10 protein-coding genes are annotated in these 19,559 nt (G+C 34.9%); 7 read left to right on the top strand and 3 right to left on the bottom strand.

The genetic code is table 11. The annotated features are described in order from the left end of the window. Positions 1 to 36: 36 nt before the first annotated feature. Together porV and porU are read right to left on the bottom strand one after the other, a co-directional pair. A complete protein-coding gene (gene porV, locus Q1W72_RS06290) occupies positions 37 to 1,206 on the bottom strand; it encodes a type IX secretion system outer membrane channel protein PorV (RefSeq protein ID WP_302137663.1) in 1,170 nt (389 codons plus the stop codon). 38 nt (positions 1,207 to 1,244) lie between these two features. Beyond that, the gene (gene porU, locus Q1W72_RS06285; RefSeq protein WP_302137661.1) at positions 1,245 to 5,081 is read right to left on the bottom strand and encodes a type IX secretion system sortase PorU; all 3,837 of its coding nucleotides are present in this window, start codon (positions 5,079 to 5,081) and stop codon (positions 1,245 to 1,247) included. Positions 5,082 to 5,301: 220 nt separating this feature from the next. Between porU and gldJ the strand changes: the two genes are divergently transcribed. Both gldJ and murF read left to right on the top strand, forming a co-directional pair. Continuing rightward, positions 5,302 to 6,987: a gliding motility lipoprotein GldJ gene (gene gldJ / locus Q1W72_RS06280; RefSeq protein WP_099713537.1), complete on the top strand. Its 1,686-nt coding sequence runs from the start codon at positions 5,302 to 5,304 to the stop codon at positions 6,985 to 6,987. Between the two features lie 65 nt (positions 6,988 to 7,052). Then, positions 7,053 to 8,339: a UDP-N-acetylmuramoyl-tripeptide--D-alanyl-D-alanine ligase gene (gene murF / locus Q1W72_RS06275; protein ID WP_302137660.1), complete on the top strand. Its 1,287-nt coding sequence runs from the start codon at positions 7,053 to 7,055 to the stop codon at positions 8,337 to 8,339. A gap of 64 nt (positions 8,340 to 8,403) precedes the next feature. On the opposite strand, the gene Q1W72_RS06270 is transcribed toward murF, so the two are convergent. Then, on the bottom strand, positions 8,404 to 11,277 hold the full coding sequence (locus Q1W72_RS06270; RefSeq protein WP_099713535.1) for a triple tyrosine motif-containing protein: 2,874 nt from the start codon (positions 11,275 to 11,277) through the stop codon (positions 8,404 to 8,406). A gap of 337 nt (positions 11,278 to 11,614) precedes the next feature. Here Q1W72_RS06270 and Q1W72_RS06265 point away from each other — a divergent pair, with 337 nt between their 5' ends. From Q1W72_RS06265 to Q1W72_RS06245, 5 genes are all read left to right on the top strand, one after another. Further along, entirely contained in the window at positions 11,615 to 14,725 is a 3,111-nt protein-coding gene (locus Q1W72_RS06265) for a TonB-dependent receptor (RefSeq protein WP_282718653.1), read from the top strand. 14 nt (positions 14,726 to 14,739) lie between these two features. Then, positions 14,740 to 16,248, top strand: coding sequence for a RagB/SusD family nutrient uptake outer membrane protein (locus tag Q1W72_RS06260; RefSeq protein ID WP_302137657.1), 1,509 nt, complete (start codon positions 14,740 to 14,742; stop codon positions 16,246 to 16,248). Positions 16,249 to 16,262: 14 nt separating this feature from the next. Continuing rightward, positions 16,263 to 17,360 carry a hypothetical protein gene (locus Q1W72_RS06255; RefSeq protein ID WP_143394869.1) on the top strand — a complete coding sequence of 366 codons (1,098 nt, stop codon included), beginning with the start codon at positions 16,263 to 16,265 and terminating at the stop codon, positions 17,358 to 17,360. Between the two features lie 7 nt (positions 17,361 to 17,367). Beyond that, positions 17,368 to 18,324: a hypothetical protein gene (locus Q1W72_RS06250; RefSeq protein WP_099713531.1), complete on the top strand. Its 957-nt coding sequence runs from the start codon at positions 17,368 to 17,370 to the stop codon at positions 18,322 to 18,324. Between the two features lie 73 nt (positions 18,325 to 18,397). Continuing rightward, the gene (locus tag Q1W72_RS06245; protein ID WP_302137656.1) at positions 18,398 to 19,486 is read left to right on the top strand and encodes a family 16 glycosylhydrolase; all 1,089 of its coding nucleotides are present in this window, start codon (positions 18,398 to 18,400) and stop codon (positions 19,484 to 19,486) included. Positions 19,487 to 19,559 lie beyond the last annotated feature (73 nt).

Raw genomic sequence — 19,559 nt, 5'->3', positions numbered from 1 at the left:
GAAATTTGGATTGTTATTTGTGGATTTTATTTATGTTTAATATTCGTCATATTTGTCTCCAAAATTGAAGGTAAGAGAAAAACGAAGCGTGTTCTCTAAAGGGTTTTTTACTTTTGATGCCGAGAATAAATAAGAAACATCTACTTTGACAACATTGTATTTGAAACCTGCTCCAAGCGAGAAAAATTGACGAGCACCTTTTAAAGGACTTTCGTGAAAATATCCCAAACGCATCGCAAAGGAATCTTGGTACAAATATTCGGCGCCTACAGCGTAAGTAACTTCTTTTAATTCCTCACTAAATCCATCAGGAGCATCACCAAATGATTCGAAAACACCGGAAGTCCAACCAATAGCGCGGTAATTCTGGTTGTTTTGATTACTTTCTTCAGTTGTTACGGTTCCGTCACCGTTTAAATCTGGATCTTGTGGTGTAGGAACTAATAGTTTGTTAAATTCAACATTGACAGCAACCTTATTATAGTCGTCTAAAATAAAATCAAAACCAGTTCCTATTTTTAAATTGGCAGGTATGAAGTTGTTGTTAAAGTCATCGTTGTCATAACTGATTTTTGGACCTAAATTTTGGATATTAAATCCCGCTCTCCATCTTCCGTTGAATTCGTTGTACGCTATTTCTTCGGATTGGTAAAAACCGGCTACATCAACAGCAAATGTACTTGCAGATGATGCATCGTTATTATCTGAAGCCACTTTTAGATTTGAATTGATAAACCTTCCCGCAATAGCCATAGAGAATTTCTCGCTTAGCTTTAAGGAATAAGAACCATCAATAGCAAACTCGTTTGGAGAAACTATTCTAGGTGCTTCGTTAGGATCACCTGTTTCGCGTAATTCAATTTCACCTAAACCAAAGTAACGAAGGCTTCCTGCAAAGGCACTTCTTTCATTTAATTTTTGATAATAGGTCAATTGTCCTAATGATATATCATTAACCAGGTCAGTAAGGTAAGGTGTGTAGCTTATAGAAAATCCTTTTTGGTCCGTTGCAAAAGCATATTTGGCCGGATTCCATTGTTGTGAAAAAGCATCGGCTGATGTTGCAACTCCTACGTCTGCCATACCTGCAGCTCTAGCGTCGGCTGCAACTAATAAAAAGGGAACCCCCGGGTTTATAACTCTATCTTGTGCTTTTGTAAAAGAAATTACAAATAAAAAGATAAAAAGTAATGTTATTTTTTTCATTATTGTAGGAAGTTTTATTAAACAAATATAGTATTTTATTAAAGTATAACAAGTTTTTCAAATTTTTCAGTTTTCTTATTTGTTAGACTTGATTTGACGGTTAGTTTGTAGACATAAACGCCTTTCCCTATTTTATCTCCAAAATCATCTTTGCCATCCCAAGTGATTTCTTTTGATAAAAATCCTTCAGTTGTGATAATTTGATTTTTTGTCCAAACCACTTTTCCTGTTATTGTCATTACTTGAACCTGAACGTCCAATGGTTCAAATGGTCTGTTGTGTGTAAACCAAAACTCAGTATAATTAACGAACGGATTTGGATAATTCAACACATGTGTCAATGTTATCGTTTCATCACCTACAACAATAAACTGAATCTCAGCGGTTATCGGGTTGTTGTATACATCCCACGCTTTGAATGTTATAGTGTGTAATCCCGGAGCTAAATTGCGCAACGGAAACCGGAGAGTTCCACTTGTAAAATCGTCTAATGTTGTTTGATAATAATCATTCAGTACAAAGGGATTGCTTACATCTCCATCAAGAATAGCAACAATATCATGACCTATTCCGCTTGCCGTATTTATTCCGTTTTCATCTTCAAGCAGTGCAACAAGAAATGGGGATTCATTAGTTGTTCCGCCAGAAACAAAAGTCTCGTCATTCATATATAACTTAACTCTTGGACTAATATTGTCTGCGGTTGCATTTTCATTTATTCCGCCTATTTTTATTGTTGAATCATACCCGGTTTCGTTCTGTAATAACTGATTTTTTTTGGAATAAAAACTAATCCTTCCGTTGGCCAATGGAACTCTAATGTCTCTAGGTACAACAAAACTAAACTCAAACTGGCCATTAGTGACTGATGCGTTTCCTCTGAATATTGTTTCGCCTAAAACATTGAAATTAATAGGCGGACTATTACCGTCATTGTTATATGTTGTTCTTGAAACTGTTTTGTCAAAAATAGTTGTAGAAACTTCTCCGTTATAATTCGTCAACAAGTTATTGTTTTCATCGGTAACTTCTCCTGTCAGTTTCATTTTTGCCAATGATTTGAAGTCGTCAATGGTTTGGGTGACCGGAATGTCATTTACTTTAGTTAATCTAATTTTTGGTCTTGGAATTGCAAGCATCAATGCTGGATCGCCAATATAAAAAACAACATTGGTGGCTGAATTTGGATTGCTGTTTTTTGAAATTCGCAGCGCCTCTGCAATTGAAGTATATTGGTTCGAATTGTACGACAATAAATTTTTTGTCAGAGCGTCGTTGAAATTTTCTGCGCTGAATTGTCCAATGGATCGAATGGTAGTAATCATTGCGATTGCTCCGCCTTTAGGATTCCAGTAGGTATATTCTCCAGCGGTTGGTCTTAAAGGATTGTCAAAACGGGAAAATTCACAAGTGATAGTTATAAATAAAGGATACTTGTATTGATTGCTCAAGTTCTGTCCATCTGATTTTTCCCAAATGCGTTCGCCTGATAAGCCATCTTCGCCACCGTGTCCTAAATAATTAAAGACCAAAGCCCCTTTTTCGAAAGCATTGAAGAAGTCCGTTCTTGCTTTTGGATATCTGGAACCTCCTGCGGATGCTTCTTGGACATAAGAATCTAAAAGAATTTTAGTCACATTTAGAAATGGTTTTTCGGAAGCAATTGTATTTGCAAGGCTGTTTTGTCTGTTTTGTAAACTGGCATCGGATGTTATATCTGAATCATCAGAAACCAATGCGAAGTTATTTCTCCAGCTTCCGTAGGATTTCAAGTCGTGATATTCGATGACTTTATTTACCATTTCGTCAGCTTGTTTGGCATCATTCACCAGCATTCTGCCCACAGCAATATCGATTCCTCCAAAATACGAAACAACATTTCCTTCTGTAGCATCCATTAATCCAAAAAAATCATCTGAGGCAAAAGATGATTCACCCGTTGTGCTACTGTTTAAGGCGTGGTAAATGGGCGCGACATTAGTGTTGTTTGTGATTCTATTTTTAAAATCATAAGAGGCATCTCCAAAAAGATTGACAAACTTTACTCTTTTCTCCGGTGCCGAAGCATTTTCATAGATGTACTTAATGCAATTTCGGATTGCTGCAACATCTTGCTTTCCCGAAGAAAATTCTTGATAGATGGACTCTAATGAAATTACTTTTACATTTAAATTGGATTGGGTGCGATGAAAAGTGGCTAATTTTTCAGCTTGTGCGGCTAAAAAATTGGGTGTGATAATCACGTAATCGATGTCTTGAAATTGACCTTGTCCGTTTTTTAATACTGTTCCTTTTAGGTTTTGATTAGTGACTTTTGATTTGGTATCTTTTAAAGGAGTATAATAATCCGAAGCATCTAAAGCGACATATTTTCTGAGTTCTCCCAAGTTTGCTTTAAAATTTATTGTGCTCTGATTTGAGTTTTCGATAGTGGTTACATTATAAATATCGGTGACATCCCAAATTTGTGGAATATCTGTTGTGTTTGAAAGGCTGTAATTCACAATTCCAAAACTTGAATTGGATTGATCGTATTGAAATTGAAACTGTTTTCCGTAGCCTTGCAGTTTTCGCTTGGCGATAAGCCTTATGTTGTCCAGAAAGCCTTTGGAACCCGGAACACCATTATTATTGTATTTCAATTTTATTTTTATGTTTTCGGCACCATTAAAGCTAGTGTTGTTTGGTAAAGAACCTAAATAAAACTCAGTTCCGGAATTATTGTTTAAAGCAGGAAAAGAAATAGTGCCAACTGCAGTTCCATTTGCAGTCACATTCAAAGTAGTTGGGGTAAATGCAGCTGAAGCAGCTGTTAATAACACTTTTACAGGAGTTGAAGGATCAAAATTAGGGAAATTAAAATCGAATTCCTGTTCGTCTTTGACTTCAAATGATTCACCAAACCATTGGCGACCTAATCGCGCTACATTAATAAGGTCTACCTCGTGGTATTGTTGATTGTCAAAAGAAGTGATGTTTAAAGTGCTGCTTCCGGAAGGTTGAGCCATAGGAGCGATTCTTTTTCCATCGGCACCTTGAATAGTAATGTAATAATAGGACTTTGTATCGTACAGATTAGTAAAAGTCAAGCTTTCCTGGTTCCAAGTGTCAACTCCTTCGGCATAAAAAAGTATATAATCGTCGTTGTTGAAAATTCCGTCGGCTTCACCATTGATTTGAATTGCGTTTTCGGATAAGTCGTTTGGATAAAAAATACTGTTTGATAGCGGAAGCATTCGTCCGCCATTACCATAAATTTTTATTTTTCGCGGGTCTAATGTATTTGGGTCTAACCCTAATTGTTGTAAAAAAGTTTTAGTGATTTTATATACACCGGATTTTTCAACATAAAATTGATACCAGTTGCCTGTTGCTAAAACAGAATTGATGATGCTATTTGTGCTTGCGCTTTTGCTGGATTGTGATATTCTGGCAGTATTGGCGTCTACTTCATAGGAAAAAGACTTTATGCGTTTAAAACCGAAATCGTCCTTAATTATAGGTGAAAGATTGATAAAAGCGTCTCTGATGTCTCTTGAAATGCTTACATTTAGATATGCATTTATTGTTTTAGGAATATTTTCGGAAGCCAAATCGCCAAGTTGTGAAGTTGTGATTGTTTCGTAAGTTACATTTGTGATTGTGACTTTCCCTTCGTTAAAAGAGATTGGCTCTTTTATTTTTAAGGTATAAAGCAATGCCTTTTGGGAAGCATCATAATGAAAATTATTTCCTGTAAATTGAGGGATAATGACTTTGAAATCGCCATAGGACATTTCTTTTTTATCTGTCCATTCAATGACTGCGTCACCTTTAATTTGAGCAAAAGAAACAAAAGGAATCAGGCATAAATAAGCCAAAAGTATTTTTCTCATCGTTTTTTTAACGTGATTAATAGTGAGTTATTATTTATCAGTAAAAATAAACCATTTCGTGTGATTTAAATAATAAATATTATAAATTTGCGTTTTGATATATAATTTATTGTTAAAATTACATCGGCGAAAATTATTTAAAAGTATGATGTTGATTAATGGTTAATTATTATATTGCGGCACTTAAATTATTACCTACTATTATTACCTACTAAAGAGTATGAAAGCAAACAAAATTATGGGCTTACGATTGTTGATATCAATCCTGTTAGTAATTGGTTTTTCCAGTTGCAGTAAAAAGTCCAGCTCCAAAAACACCTCAAGAGCAACCGGTTGGAATATGGACAGCAAAAAAGCAGGTTCAAGTAAAAAACAACAAGCAGGGCCAGGTTTGGTTTTTGTGGAAGGTGGTACATTTACTATGGGAAAAGTAGAGGATGATGTTATGCATGATTGGAATAATACGCCAACACAACAACACGTTCAGTCTTTTTATATGGATGAGACTGAAGTTACAAACTCTATGTATTTAGATTACTTAGATTGGTTGAAAAGTGTTTACCCACCCACTGAAGAAAATTATAAAAACATATACGAAGGCGCCTCACCTGATACGTTAGTTTGGAGAAATAGATTGGGTTACAATGAAACGATGACTAATAATTATTTAAGACATCCTTCTTATGCAGAATATCCTGTTGTTGGAGTAAATTGGATTCAAGCAGTTGAATTCAGTAACTGGAGAACGCAACGTGTAAATGAAGCACTTTTGGAAAAAAACGGATATCTTAAAAAGAATGCAAAGACTTTAGATGTAACGGCTGACAGTAATTTTGATACAGAAACGTATTTGAATTCACCTACTTTGGCATACGGAGGAAATGAAGAAATTGTATTAAAAGGAAAAAATGGAGGTAAAAAAGCTCCTAAAGCTGGAAAAGACGGTAAAGTTATTGAACCTAAAAATGTTTATGCACAGCGCTCTTCTGGAATACTTCTTCCTGAATACAGACTACCAACTGAAGCAGAATGGGAATATGCAGCTGCTGCCGATGTAGGACAAAGAGAATACAATATCTATAAAGGTCAAAAAAAATACCCTTGGTCAGGAGGTTATACTCGTTCAGGTAAAAGACAAAGTAAAGGAGATCAGTTAGCCAATTTCAAACAAGGTAATGGAGATTACGGTGGAATTGCAGGTTGGTCCGATGATGGTGCAGATATTACCAATGAAGTTAAAAAATACCCTGCAAATGATTTTGGATTGTATGATATGGCTGGAAATGTTGCTGAATGGGTACAAGACGTTTACAGACCTATAATCGACAATGAAGCGAATGACTTCAATTATTTTAGAGGAAATCAATACACTAAAAATAAAATAGGGGCAGACGGTAAGGTTGAAATTGTTACCAAAGAGAATATGAAATTTGATACTTTAAGTAACGGTAGAATAGTTGCCAGAAAATTCCCGGGTCAAATTGCTCAAGTTCCTGTTGATGAAAAAGAGACGTATTTGAGACAGAATTTCGACAAAAGTGATAATACTAATTACAGAGATGGTGATAAACAATCTACTAGATATTATAACTTTGGATCTTCTGAAGCGGATACTGAAAAACAAAAAGATGAGAAAATCATGTATAACTCACCTAAACACAATGTTACTACAGACAGTTTAGGTAAAATGGTTAGAAAATATGATAAATCTAGCAAGAGAACAACTTTAATAAATGATGAAGTTAGAGTTTATAAAGGTGGTTCTTGGAGAGATAGAGCTTATTGGTTAGATCCTGCTCAAAGAAGGTATTTTCCACAAGATATGGCTACAGATTACATCGGTTTTAGATGTGCTATGTCTAGAGTAGGGCCTAAAGCAGACAAGAAAAAAACAGCTAGAAATTAATTTTTTTTATAAAATAAAAATAAAAGCCCTTTGATTAGGGCTTTTATTTTTTTAAATCGTTTCAAATGGATATTAGTTACATTCATAGTTTATTTTTAAAATGTAAATCGGTTTCGATTGATACCCGCAAGATTGAGTTCAACTCCTTATTTGTCGCCATAAAAGGGGAGCGTTTCGATGCTAATACATTTGCGAAAGAAGCATTAGATAAAGGAGCTTCTTATGTAATAATTGACGATGAATCTTATTTTATTGACCAAAGAACAATCTTAGTTGATGACAGTTTAATAGCCTTACAGGAGTTGGCTAAGTTCCACCGTGAATATTTAAAACTCCCTATAATTGCCCTTACCGGAAGTAATGGAAAAACTACGACCAAAGAACTGATTCATGTTGTTCTTTCTAAAAAATTCAATATTAAAGCTACCGTTGGAAACCTTAACAATCACATTGGTGTTCCGTTGACATTGCTTTCGTTTAATTCAGAAACAGAAATTGGAATTGTTGAAATGGGGGCGAACCACAAAAAAGAAATTGAATTTCTATGTGAATTAGCAAAACCGGATTATGGCTACATCACTAATTTTGGAAAAGCGCATTTAGAAGGTTTTGGTGGTGTTGAAGGAGTGATTGAAGGAAAAAGCGAAATGTATCAGTACCTTTCTGTAAATGATAAACTTGCTTTTATAAATCTGGAAGATCCTATTCAAGTTGAAAAGTCAATGTCGTTAAAGGCCTATTCTTTTGGCATAAATAAAACAAACGCGGATGTAAATATTACCTCAGTTAAAGCAAATCCATTTGTGGCAATAAACTATTCTGATATAACTATTTCAACGCATTTAATAGGCTTGTACAATGCCAATAACATCAATGCGGCGCTAACTATAGGAAAGTATTTTAAAATTGATGATATCGCAATAAAAGAAGCTTTAGAAAGCTATGTGCCTGAGAATAACAGATCGCAGTTATTGACAAAAGGAACTAACCAAATTATTCTGGATGCCTATAATGCAAACCCGAGCAGCATGGCTGTAGCTATTGAGAATTTTCTGCAGTTAGAGAGTTCAAATAAAGCAATGATTTTGGGAGACATGTTTGAGTTAGGAAGGGAAAGTCAGCAAGAGCATAAAGCAATAGTTGACCTGCTTTCGAATGAAGATAACGTGAAATGTTATTTTATCGGTTCAGCATTTTATGCCAATAAATTTGAAAAAAGCAACTTTTGGTTTTACAATACATTTGAAGAATTTTCAAATCATTTACCAATGACTGAATTCAATAATTGTACTATCTTGATAAAAGGATCCAGGGGAATGGCATTGGAGCGAACTTTAAATTTCTTGACATAAAGAACAGCTGTTTTTATAATAGAAATGCCATCATAGTAATTTATGATGGCATTTTTGGTTTTTATTAAATGCTCATTAGAAATCCAATTAGATTTTCTTTTTTATTGAGTCCTAGTTTTTTTCTCAATCGGTAACGTGCCAGTTCTACTCCTCCGTTTGAGATATTCATGATTTCGGCAATCTCTTTCGTTGACATATTCATTAATAGATAGGTTGATAAATCCAGTTCTCGAGGAGATATTGTAGGATATTTTTCCTTTAATCTTTTCAGGAAATCAAAATGGACATTCTTAATGTGTTTTTCTAAGTCTTTCCAGCTTTTGTCTGCATTCACTTCTTTGGTGATGCTTTTATTCAATTTTGTAAATTGAAACTTGGTAGAATCATCAAAAGATTCGACATTGATATCTTTTAATTTGTAAATGATGCCATTTAGGATTTTGTTTTTCTTAACTACTTGCAGCGAATTATTGACTAATTCTTTGTCCTTAGCTAAAATCTTAATTTGCAACTTGTCACTTTTTAATTTTTCGATTTCTTTTTCCAGTTCGTATTGTTCCTGTCTTATTTTTGATTCCTTTTCTAAATAAAGTCTTCGTTGTTCAATTGTCTCATAATATTTGTTTTTTCGTATCTTCATTTTTACTCTGTTGCGAATGAAAAACACAGAAGCAACAATTAGTAAAAGATAAAATAAATATGCCAAAAAATGCCTGTACCAAGGTGGGGAAACAGTAAAAGTAGCAATTGCTTCTTGCGATTGAATCCCATGACTGTTTCTCACTTTTAATTTCATTTTGTAATCACCTTCTCTTAAGTTAGTGTATTCTTTAATTGAAATGGAAGACCAAGCGCTCCATCGATCATCAAAACCTTCCAGTTGGTAGGAGAATTCTACATTCTCCAGATTTTCATAAGTTGGAGACGAGAACGTGAATTTTACGCGATTTGCTGAATAAGGTATTTTGAGCATGTCAATCTTATTTTGCCCGTTTCCTAAGATTATTGTATCTCCAGGATAAGAAAAACTTCGTATAAATGCTATTGGTTTTGACACGGAATAATTCTGTAGTTTCGGATTATAATGGGCTAAACCATCGGTTAAACCAATTAATATATTTTCAGGATTAATCGTGTTTACGGAGATGTAGTTGTTTACGAGATTGCCTGTTAAACTGGAAAAAGGCGCAATAGAGTTTTTATAAGTGCCATTTTTCTGTTTCATTAAAACGCCTAATGATTCGCTGAAAATATACCAGATATTACCATAATTATCTTCAGTTAAAGAATATATTTTTGGAACATCTTTAAATACCGCGCTAATTTTTTTATCTTCAAAAAACAAATCTTGTTCTTGTGAATACTTATAAAAACGATTATCTGTTTGAAAGTATACGTTGTTTTTCATTCGTTGTAAACTCCCTATTCCCTTAACTGAGTTGGATAGATTTTTATGTGTTTTTATAGATTTAAATTTGTTTAAACCATCTGATAGGGTTAGCTGGTAAAGTAAATTGTCTTTTTTTAACCATAAATTAAGCTCATCTATTTCAAATGTATTGGCCGATAGGTCAAATCCTTCTACTTGATTTTTATAGCTCCATCCGCCGGATGTTTTTTCAAATATGGTAAATCCGTAGTAGGTTGACCCAATTAAGTAATTAGGGCGGTTAGGAATTGGCTTAAAGCCAAAATGCCCTTTGTTGTCTAATGTTTTAATAACTTTTCCTCCCGAAACCAACAAAGCGCCTCTATTGTGAGCACAGATTAGCTGATCGTCTATCACTTGAATATTCCAAGCCTGACCTGTAGTTCCTTCAACAAGTTTAAAAGTGTCTTCTTTAATGCTATTGCTCCAAGAATGGTAAAAAAGACCTTGATTAGTGGCTACGTAAAGGTTTCCTTTATAAGCAGCAGAAGCATAAACGGTACTTAAATCATAACTGAAACCAAAATAGGTAAATGGAGAATTTTCATTAATAAAGGCAATTCCATTGTCTAGTCCCAGCCAAAGGTTGTTTTTACTGTCAATAAATGAAGTCAGTACGGTGTTGTTTTGCAATCCCTTTTTATGATTGATGTGCTGAATTATATTTCCGTTTAAGTCGCAAATGATCATGCCGTCTAATACGGAATTCAGAATGATGAACTTATCTTTTATAGTTACCCCGCCAAGGGAACTGTTTTTTTTGATAAAATAATTTGCTTCGGTATTCCATGAAGTGATTTTTTCATTGTCATATATAAAAAGCCCTTTGTCTAAAGTTGTAATAAGTATTTTATTATCTGGCATAGGGAACATTCCCCAGATTTCTGTAGTGTTCAAAACGGTAGTTCCTTTTAACGGAAACAATTTTCCATTTTTATATTCCAATATTCCTGCAGAAATATCCTGAAAATAAAGTTGGTTTTTTACGTGAAATGAAAACTGAAATCTGTTTGGGGATTCCAGTAATTTAAGCTTCTGGTTTTTGAAAATATAGGCTCTTGTGAACGATTGAAATAGTACTTCTCCTTTGTGAATATGAATTTTCCAGATGAAGTCAATTGCCTTGATGTTGTCCTTGTTTATTAGTTTTGAAACTGAAAAATAAACCAGTTTTCCTTTAGAATCAGCTTTGAAATATCCAAATTCATCATAGCCTCCAACAAAAATTCTCCCGGAGTCATCAATCTTCAAACATCTGATAGCAGATAAATTTGGTAAACTGTATTTTTTCCATGATGATCCGTCAAATTGGAAAAGACCATTATTATTCGCAAAATATAAATTGCCGTTTTTATCTTGATCTATGTTCCAGTTTTGAGTACCACCTTTATAGTCGGTTCTTTTATAGTTTCTAATTTCCGGCAAGCCAATATTTTTCACCTGTCCATAGATTGTTGTAAAGGATGATAAAATCAAAAAAATCAGAATATGGAGTTTGGTAAATCTCATGATTGAAGTCTAAGTGTAATGAGTTGATTGTTATTAAAAAAGGGCAATTATTATTGTTTATAAAACGATGGTTTTTCAATGAATTCAATAAATAAAACGCAATTTCTCTTTATTTCATAAATGTAGTGGTTTTTATTTAAATTAACATTTAAATAACAAAGCAAAAAAATATTTAATCTATTTAAAAACAAGTATTTATAAATTTTTTGATGTGTTTTTGTTAAGTATTAAAAATGTATTTGATGTGTTTTTGTAGTAAATAATTAAAATGAATATAGAAAAAATAGTGATAATATTGCTTCAAATTACTAATTAATTAACCAAAATTTTTAGAAATATGAAATTTACAAAACTGTTCATTTTTTGTCTTTTATCTATTCTATTCTCAGTTTATGCACAAGCACAAGATGTTACTGTAAACGGAAAAGTATATGACGAAAACGGGCTGCCCATCCCAGGAGTAAGCGTTTTAATTAAAGGAACTTCCAAAGCTGCGGCTACGGATTTTGATGGGAACTATCAAATTAAGGCTGATTCAAAAGCCACTTTAGAGTTTAGCTATGTAGGCTATATTACTTCAAAGGAAGCTATCAATGGAAGAAGTCGAGTTGATGTTAAACTTAAATCTTCAACAGAAAACTTGCAGGAAGTTGTCGTTGTAGGTTACGGAACTCAAAAGAAAAGTGTTGTTACTGGAGCAATATCGAGCGTAAAAGCAAAAGATCTTGAGAAAGTACCAAATGGTCGTATCGAGCAAGCTTTACAAGGTAGAGTTTCCGGTGTTACTATTGCTGCCAGTTCTGGGCAACCAGGTTCTGGATCAACAATCCGTGTCAGAGGGGTAACTACTTTTGGCGATGGTGGTAATAATCCACTTTGGGTTGTAGACGGAGTTGTTGTAGATGGTGGTGGAATAGGATTCCTTAATCAATCTGATATTGAGTCGATTGAAGTACTTAAGGATGCTGCTTCTGCTGCGATTTATGGTACTCGTGCTGCAACAGGAGTAATTTTGGTAACAACCAAAAAAGGAAAATCAGGAAAAATTTCTGTGAACTACAATGGTTTTTCAGGAATTTCATCTCCAGAAAAAACGTTAAATTTACTGAACGCCACACAATATGGTGCTTTGTTAAATGAAAAATCAGTTGCGGCCGGTGGACCTGCAATATTCCCTAATTTATCTGCTTTAGGAGTTGGTACAGATTGGCAAAAAGCAATTTTTAATACAAGCGCTTTCCGTTATTCACATGAATTGAGTATCAGCGGTGGATCTGATGTTTCTAATTTTTATGCTTCTTTTGGACTTCAAGAACAAGAAGGAATTGTTTCAACAGAAATATCAAATTACAGCAAAAAGAATTTCCGTTTAAACTCAACACATAAAATATCTAAAGTATTTACTTTCGGACAAACATTGGGTTTTTCGAGACAAAAAACAATTGGTATCGGAAATACAAACAGTGAGTTTGGTGGGCCGTTAAGTTCAGCAATCAACTTAGACCCAACTACTCCTTTGGTAGAAACGGATCCTGTAAAAGCGAATGATGCGCCTTATGCTACTAATCCTGTAATTCGTGATGCAAACGGAAATCCTTATGGAATTTCAAGTTTGGTTGGTCAAGAAATGACGAATCCTTTGGCTTATGCCAAAACAAGATTAGGAAGTTATGGAACTTCAGATGACATCGTTGGTAACGCATATATTGAAGCGGCTATAACAAGTCATATAAAAGTGAGATCAACTTTTGGAGCAAAATTAGCAACATGGGGAGGTCAAGGATTTACACCTGTTTTCTATTTAAGTGCAACTTCAAATGTGCTAAAAAATAACTACAGCAAATATGAAAACAAAAGTTTTGCGTGGAATGTTGAAAATATATTGACGTATACAAATCAATTTGGGGATCATAACTTAACGGTTTTATTGGGTCAGGGATCTTATGTTGATAATATTGGTGGAGGTCTTGGTGCTACATTGTTTGGATTGCCTGTGACCAATTATAAAGATGCCTCTTTTAACTTTGATATACCACAATCTGACAGAAGCAGTTATACGTACGATTCTACGCATCATAAATTGAACTCTTTATTTTCACGTGTGAATTACGATTACAAAGAGAAATATTTATTTACAGGGATTATTCGTCGTGATGGTTCTACACGTTTCGGTGGTAACAATAAATTCGGTGTATTTCCATCGTTTAATTTAGGGTGGGTTTTAACCAAAGAAGATTTTTGGAAAGAAAGTAAAGTACTTAATACTTTTAAAATAAGAGGTGGATACGGAGTCGTTGGAAATGATGCCATACCAGATTTTAGATACCTTTCTCTAGTTGAAGGTGGTTATAATTATTCTTTTGGAAACGCAGGAGCAATTACGACTGGTTATGCTAACCTTACACTTGATAACCCAGATTTGAGATGGGAGGAAACTTCTCAGGCAAATGTTGGTTTTGAATCCAAACTTTTTAATGACATAAGTCTTACTGTAGACTTGTACAAAAAATCAACCAAAGGGATTTTACGTCCAATAAATATTCCGGGTTATGTAGGTGTGACTGCAAGTCCAATAGGTAATGTTGCCGATATGGACAATAAAGGAATCGAGGTTGAATTAGGATATAAAAAGACTTTTGGTGACTTTAATTTCTCTGCTAATGGGAACGTTGCTTACTTAGAAAACAAAGTTACTTATGTGGCAGCAGATTCTAATTATTTAGTGGGCGATGCTTCTTTTCAATCTATGGGAGCAGTAACAAGAACACAAGTTGGACAATCATATAATTCATTTTATGGATTTAAAACAGCAGGTATTTTTCAAAATCAAGCAGAAATTGATGCTTATACAAATTCATCTGGAGGTTTGATTCAGCCAGCTGCCCGTCCTGGAGATTTCCGTTGGGTAGATACAGACGGTAATGGTTCAATTGGAGATGATGACAAACAATTTTTAGGAAGTAATATTCCAAAATACACTTTTGGTCTGACCTTAAATTTAGATTATAAAAACTTCGATTTGATGGCATTTGCTCAAGGAGCAGCAGGAAATAAAATTTTCCAGGGCTTGCGAAGACTGGATGTAGGAAATGCAAACTATCAAACGATTGCTTTAAGCAGATGGACAGGTGAAGGAACTTCAAATGATTATCCTAGACTAACTAATGATGATACCAATGGAAATTTTGGAAAGATGTCAGATTTTTACTTGGAAAAAGGAGATTATCTAAGACTTAAACTAGTTCAACTTGGATATTCATTGCCTAGTAGTGTGGTGAGTAAAATTGGAGCCAATAAAGTACGTTTTTATTTAACTGCCGAGAACTTATTGACTATAACTAAATACACGGGTTATGATCCAGAAATTGGTGGCGGTGTATTCGGGATAGACAAAGGAATTTATCCACAAGCAAGAACATTTATGCTTGGAGCTAATTTACAATTTTAATACAATCAAGAATTATGAAAACGATAAAATTTAAATATTTATTTATTGCAGCAGCTGTGGTTTCATTCGGTTCCTGTACGGAAGAATTTGTAGATATAACGCCAAAGGGGTCATTTCTTTCGGATAACTATTATGCGAATCAAGACCAAGCTACAGCAGCTTTGGTAGGAGTTTATGATGCGATTAGAAAAAACACGGGTGGTTTTGAAAACATGGTAGGTATGATGAATGCTGGTTCTGATGACTTCTACGCAGGTGGAGGTGGTTCTACAGATGGAGCTGGAATACAGGGTTTTTCTACGCATACACTTACAGGTACAATAGTTCCGGGAAGTTTTTGGAATGATCATTACCAAGGAATTTTTAGAGCAAACACTTTATTATTGAAATTACCGGGTGTTGCCATGCCAGATGATGTGAAAGCGCGATTTGCAGGAGAATCAAAAGCATTGAGAGCCATGTATTATTTCAACTTGGTTAGATTGTTCAAGAATGTTCCATTATTATTGGAGCCTTTGACCGCTACTAATATGTATGAAGTGGAGCAAGCGACATCAGAAGCAGTTTATGCTCAAATCGAGAAAGATTTGATTGAGGCAATAGCCACTTTACCAACAACTGTTCCTGCTGATACAGAATCTGGACGTCTAACAAAAGGTGCTGCACAGGCATTGCTTGGAAAAGTGTATTTACAAGAAGGTAAAAAATCCGAAGCAGCAGCTATTCTTGCCTTAGTAAATGGTACGCCGGGTGGAACAAATCAATATGGGAATAAATTGCTGACCAATTTTAGTGATTTATGGGTAGTTTCTAATAAGTTTAATACGGAGTCACTTATTGAAGTTTCTCACACCAGTGCCGGTAATTCTGACTGGGGATTCTGGGGTTCAGGTAGAGACGAAGGGAATTCATTGAATGTTATGGTAGGCCCTAGAAGTTATTCAAGACCATCAGGTTCAACAGCACCTGATTTACCATCAGGATGGAGTTTTAATGTTATCACTCAAGATTTATATGACGCCATTAAGTTAGACCCAAGATTTGGTGCTACAATATTGGATTTGAAAGTTTTAAAAGCAGCTGGTAAAGCTGATTATATTGGTGGATATCAAGATACAGGATATTTCTTAAACAAATTCCTTCCTAGAAAAGAAGATGTAAGAACTGGTGGTGGAGCAGCAGAATTGAATTACAGACAAAATTCTTATATCATAAGATTAGCAGATACTTATTTGATGGAAGCCGAAGCATTAGGTTCAGGAGCAAGAGCTCAAGCTTTACTTGATGCAGTTAGATCAAGAGTTGGTTTGCCTTCTGTTCCGGTTACACTTGCAGCCATTAAAAATGAAAGAAGAATGGAACTTGCAGGTGAAGGACACCGATTTTTTGATCTTGTTCGATGGGGTGATGCAGCGTCTAAATTATCAAACAGAGGTTTCGTTGCCGGTAAAGATGAAATTTTTCCTATACCAGTAAGAGAACTTCAAGGGACTAAATTGAAACAAAACCCTGGCTATAATTAATAAAAGATAAAATTATGAAAAAGATAAAATTAATTTTCAGCTTTATACTAGTACTGCTTGTAGCTCTAAGTTGTACTGTGGAGGGAATCAACGAAGATACTGCTCTTTTAGGTGCGGAATCATCGGCTAATCTCAATAAGATATTTGACATCAGCACTGATAATTCAGGAAAAGTAACAATAACTCCTACTGCAGATGGAGCTGTTTCTTTCAAAGTAGAATACGGACATGGAACAGTATCGTCAGTTAAAGTAGCTCCTGGAGCAAGTACAACCCATGTTTATCCAGAAGGGAAATATACGGTAAAAATCACTGCGACATCAATTTCTGGATCGACAACTGAGCAAACATTCCCGTTAGATGTTGTGTATAGAGCGCCAGAAAACTTAGCGGTTACTTTAAATAAAAACATTCACAATTTAAAAGTAAAAGCCAAAGCGGATTATGCAAAATCGTATTTAGTTTATTTTGGAGATGTTCCTAATGAAGTTGGAACGCCATTAGCTACTGATGGAGAAGTTGCTCATGATTATGCAGTTGCCGGAACGTATAATGTAAAAGTTGTTGCGTTAAGCGGTGGCGCTGCCAAAACCGAAAAAACGACACCAACTATTATTTACAATGCGTACGGGTTACCAATTACCTATGAATTAACAACTCAAAATTATGGAGTTGGTGGAACTTTTGGTGGAATTTCAACTGCAGTAATAGCAAATCCTTTTCCAACAGGATTAAACACTAGTGCTACAGTTTGGAAATATACAAAATCAACAGGAGCAGAAACTTGGAGTGGAACTTATACTCCTTTAGATTCTCCGATAGATTTTGCAACTGGAAATAAAATCAAATTATTGATGTATGCAACAGAAGTGGGTAAAAATCTAAATGTAGAATTAGAATGGGCAGTAGGCGGAACACCTGCAAATGGTGTTGCAGTTTTAAAAGTAGCCAATACTGTTGCCAATTCTTGGCAAGAATTAGTATTTGATTTCAGTACAATTGCAGCAATTCCGGCTAATGCCAAATTTACTCAACTTGTATTTAGATACGATGATTCAGCAAAAGGATCAGGAGAAGTAATTTATATAGACAATATTAGATTAACTAATTAAAAAAAATATGAAAACAAATATCAAATACATTTTAGGGCTTTTCATAGTAGCACTAACATTTATTAGCTGCAACGAAGAAGAGTATAGTTTGGGGGAATTATCGGCACCAGCAAATGTTGTCATAAATGCTGAGGTTGTCGGAGTAGATGCGACGCATCCAAACGGTGATGGTTCTGGAAGTGTAAAAATTTCGGTGACAGGAGACAATGCTCTTTCGTATAAAATCGATTATGATGCAAGTACTCCATTGGATTTAGTTTATTTACCAACAGGTAAGGCTACTAAGAAATACACTTCTGTTGGGGTAAACACTTATAGAATAACTGTTGTAGCTTATGGCAAAGGAGGATCTTCTACTAATGTTACTAAAGACGTTACTGTAAGAAGTGATTTTACTGTTGCTCCGGAAATTGTTACTGCATTAACAAATAATGCTTCAAAAAGGTGGGTAGTAGATAAAAGTGTAGCAGGTCATCTTGGCGTAGGTCCTTGGAATGTTGCTTCTATCAGACCAGAATGGTGGGCCGGTGGTGTTAATGAAAAAGTAGCTTCTGCAAATTGTTTTTACACAGCCACTTTTACTTTTGCTAAAGTTGCAGCTTCGGGAACATACTCCTTGCAAGTTACTACTCCGGACGGTGCATTTACAAAAACAGGTTCACTAACAACTCTTCCGGGTATTCCGGGTTCAGGAGATGAAGGATGTTATAATTACGGAGGCGGAACTTCTGCTTTTAGTTTTGTACCCGCATCATCAGGTGCGCCGGTAGTAGTTACTAATGCTGATAATTCAACGTCTACCCAAACGAGTATTTTATTGTCAGGTGTAGATACTTTCATAGGATATGGTGCAGTTCAAAAAGAATATGAAATCTTGGTTATTACATCAACTTACATGTATCTTAGAGTACAAGGAACCGAAACTGGAAATGCTTGGTATCTAAAATTGAAACCAGCACTTTAATAAATTATAAAATGTAAGCTCAGAATTGTCAAAAATTCTGAGCTTTATTTTAATCATAAAAAGCTTTTAAAGGATGGGAAATAATATGGTACTTCAATTTTCGAAAAATAAGAATTATATGTTTTTATTGGCTTTGGCTAATTTTTTCATGTTGTTATCATGCAGTGGTAGTAATAATACCGAAGAAGAAACGGTAACTGTGCCTTCAAATCTTTCGGTTTCAGCAACAGTAGCTGGTGCAACTGCACAAAACCCAAACGGCGATGGAAGCGGAACAGTAAATTTTAACATCAGTGCGACTAATGCGACTTCTTATAAAATTTTACTTGGTAATGGAGAAACTAAAGAGCTAACAAATGGAAGTTTTACTTATACCTATACAACAGCGGGTACAAATACCTATGTTATATATGTGTCAGCATATAATTCAGGACAGTTTGTTTCTTCCACTATCTCAGTAACGGTTTTTGTGGGTTCTGTTTTAGTTTGGTCAGATGAGTTTAATGTCAATGGCGCTCCCGATAGTTCAAAATGGGGTTATGATTTAGGTGCTGGTGGCTGGGGAAACAATGAATCCCAATATTACACGAACAGACCGGAAAATGTAATTGTTCAGGATGGTTTGTTAAAAATTAAAACGCTGAAAGAAAGTTTTAGCGGAAGCAATTATACTTCGGCTCGAATTCTTTCAAAAGATAAATTTTCGTTCAAATACGGAAGAGTGGAAATTAAGGCAAAACTGGCTTTGGGTGCTGGAACTTGGTCTGCTTTATGGATGTTAGGAAGCAATATAAGCACAACTGCTTGGCCCGCATGTGGAGAAGTTGATATTATGGAACATGTTGGCAACAGCCAAAACAGGGTTCATGGGTCTTTGCATTCTCCCGGGCGTTCAGGAAATACACCTGATACAAGCACGGTTATGGTTCCTAATGCTTCAACAGAGTTTCATATTTATTCAATAGATTGGTCAGCAACATCAATTAAGTTTTACGTTGACAATCAATTGTTTTATACGTTTGCAAACTCGGCTAGTCTTCCTTTTAATCAGAATTTTTTCTTAATCATAAATTGTGCAATGGGAGGGAATTTTGGCGGAGCAATAGATCCTAATTTTACGGCTTCCACTTTTGAGGTAGATTATATTAGAGTTTACAATTAATTATATTTTTGTTTAGTTAGGTCTTCATTGGGAGCTTCTGTTTGTAAGTTGGATAGAAGCTCTAATGAAGTGT

It is taken from the genome of Flavobacterium sp. ZE23DGlu08, assembly GCF_030505335.1.
In the GTDB taxonomy this organism is placed as follows: domain Bacteria; phylum Bacteroidota; class Bacteroidia; order Flavobacteriales; family Flavobacteriaceae; genus Flavobacterium; species Flavobacterium algoritolerans.
Note: the sequence above shows the minus strand (reverse complement) of the source record. Positions and strands in the feature narration are given on the sequence as shown.